This is a genomic window from Candidatus Zixiibacteriota bacterium, assembly GCA_040753495.1.
Lineage (GTDB): Bacteria > Zixibacteria > MSB-5A5 > GN15 > PGXB01 > DYGG01.
In genome coordinates, this window is sequence record JBFMEF010000027.1 from 1 (window position 1) to 2710 (window position 2710).

Below are 2710 nucleotides of genomic sequence, written 5' to 3' on the forward strand. Positions count from 1 at the left end.
GGAAACGACACTTTGCCGGGCGACGAGATATTCCGCTTGTATGACACTTACGGCTTCCCGGTCGATTTGACCGAGGTGATGGCGGAAGAAAAAGGCTTGAAACTCGATTTAGCCGGTTTCGAAAAGGCGATGGAGCGGCAACAGGAGAAATCACGTTCGTCGTCTGATTTCGGCGTCGATATTGCAAAGAATCTGTCCATCCATATTGAATCGGTAAAGAAATTCCTGAGCGGTCAATCAAAACCGACCGACTTCACCCGGGAGAAGTTCGGAATCACTGCCGCCGTGCTGCATATTTCATATCAGCCTTTTCCTGAAGTCGGCATTGTCGTTCAGGAATCCCCCTTTTACGTCGAAGCCGGCGGACAGATTTCCGACACCGGGATTATCAAAAGCGGCAATGTCACTATCGAGGTGCATACTCTCGCCAACTATCAGGGAAATATCATTCATATTGGCCGAGTGGTATCTGGCACTAAAGAAGAACTCTTATCATTAGTCGGAAAAGAGGTCACTGTCTCCATCGACACCCGCCGCCGCTGGGATATCATGCGCAACCATACCGCCACCCATCTTCTGCACGCCGCCTTGCGCAAAGTCCTCGGCGAGCATGTCCATCAATCCGGCTCCTATGTCGGTCCCGACAAACTCCGCTTCGATTTCTCCCATTTCAAACCGATGACCCCGGACGAAATCGCGCAAGTCGAGAAAATGGTAAATGAAAAAATCCTCGAGGGGAAAGAGGTGCATTCCGACGCCGATGTCGATATCGAGACCGCCAAAAAATCCGGCGCCATGGCTATCTTCGGCGAAAAATATGGCTCCAAAGTGCGGGTAGTCTCGGTTGATGATTTCTCCAAAGAACTTTGCGGCGGCACCCATGTCGAAAATGTCTCGCAGATTGGCCCCTTTATCATCACCCTCGAAACCGGCATCGCCGCCGGCATCCGCCGTATCGAGGCTATCACCGGCAAAGCGGCTCTGGAAAAAATCCGGTCGCAGAAAGTGACCGTAACCGAACTGAGCAAAATGACTAATCGCCCGGAAGAAGAGATATTGAGGGCAGTGGAAGAACTTCAGGAGCGGTTGCTGGAACTCCAGAAGGAAAATAAGAAACTCAAGAGCGAGAAATTCGCCGGCGGCTCTATCTCGGTCGGGCAGGAAACAAAGATTGGTTCGCTCGCCTTCCGCTTCCACAATTTCGGCAATATCGAAATTGATGAAATGGCCGGCTGGGTTGACAGCGGCAAAAGCGCCAACAGTCCGGTCGTCACCGCCGCTATCGGCAATATCAACGGCAAAGCGACTTTTATGGCATCCTCCAGCGCCACTGCGAAAGTTGATATTGGAAAATTCTCAAAAGGAATACTAAGTCAGTTCGGCGGACGAGGCGGCGGCAAAGAGAATTTTGCGCAGGGGACAGTTCCGGCCGATATCGAGCCGGACCGATTTTTCAAAGAGTTCGAGACCAAACTCAAGGAAACAATAAATCGATAACCGGGGGAGCAATGGTATTTAAAAAATTACTCGAAGCCCGGGCAAAGCGGGGCGGTGCTTTCTTACTGCTTATCGACCCCGACCGCCTTCCTGAAGCGCAAATTCCTTATCTCATCGAAACGGCGCAGGAAGCCGAGGTCGATGCTTTTCTCGTCGGCACCAGTTTCATGCTCTACAGCAACTTCCACCAGGCAGTCCGTCAGATAAAGCAATATGCCACCATTCCTGTGGTCATCTTCCCCGGTTCGCACAGCCAGATTTCGCCTGATGCCGACGCCATCCTCTTTATGTCGCTTCTCTCCGGAAGAAATCCGCAGTACCTGATCGACGAGCAGGTCAAAGGAGCGCCGCTGGTCAAAGAGTTCGGACTCGAGGTCATTCCCACCGGTTATCTGCTGGTGGCATCTGGACTGACCACATCTGTCCAGTACATTTCGAACACCCAGCCGCTTCCCCGCGACAAGCATGATATCGCCTGCGCCCACGCTCTGGCGGCGCAGTTTCTCGGAATGCAACTTTTGTATCTTGACGCCGGCTCCGGCGCCGAGCAGCCTGTCCCCGAAGAGATGATTACCGCTGTCACGGAGTATACATCGTTGCCGCTTCAGGTCGGCGGGGGACTGCGCGCTCCCGAGGATATCGAGCGGAAACTCTCCGCCGGCGCTTCTCTTGTGGTGGTCGGCAATCAGTTTGAAGAAAAGATTGACAAGACGATGCTTCGTGAGTTTGTCGCGGCGGCGCATCCACTGGAGAAAGTATCGGTATGAATAATGACGCCCGCAAAGAGTTCATATTGAAAGCGGCTGAGGAATCCTCCCATCTTCGCCGCACTATGGCCGAATCGCTCGCCCCGGCGCTTCTGGAACTGGCTGATATCATTTCTGGTGTCATCGGCTCCGGCGGCAAAATTCTTATCTGCGGCAATGGCGGCTCCGCCGCCGATAGTTCCCATATGGCGGCTGAGATGATTGTCCGTCTCACCTCTCAGCGGACCCGGCAGTCGCTTCCGGCTATCGCCCTGAATGCCGACAGTGCCGTCTTGACCGCGGCTGGAAACGATTTCGGGTTCGAGCAGATTTTCGCCCGTCAGGTCGAAGGGCTCGGCAACAAAGGCGACCTGCTGTTATTGATATCAACTTCCGGAAATTCGTCGAATCTTCTTCGCGCCGCCGAAACCGCGCATCATAAGGGACTTCGCACCGCCGCTCTATTG

At 53.7% G+C, this 2710-nt stretch carries 3 protein-coding genes; all 3 read left to right on the plus strand.

Translation table 11 applies throughout. The features are described 5' to 3' along the window. Positions 1-1497 (plus strand): alanine--tRNA ligase-related protein (locus AB1690_01545; GenBank protein ID MEW6013983.1); only part of this gene is annotated, 1497 nt, incomplete at its 5' end. 11 nt (positions 1498-1508) lie between these two features. Further along, positions 1509-2264, plus strand: a complete 756-nt coding sequence (locus AB1690_01550; protein ID MEW6013984.1) for a geranylgeranylglyceryl/heptaprenylglyceryl phosphate synthase — start codon at positions 1509-1511, stop codon at positions 2262-2264. After that, positions 2261-2710 (plus strand): SIS domain-containing protein (locus AB1690_01555; GenBank protein ID MEW6013985.1); only part of this gene is annotated, 450 nt, incomplete at its 3' end. The genes AB1690_01550 and AB1690_01555, both read left to right, overlap by 4 nt.

What these genes read in the sequence shown, in the direction of transcription:
- AB1690_01550 (MEW6013984.1), top strand. Translation starts at nt 1,509, where the DNA reads ATGGTATTTAAAAAATTACTCGAAGCCCGGGCAAAGCGGGGCGGTGCT.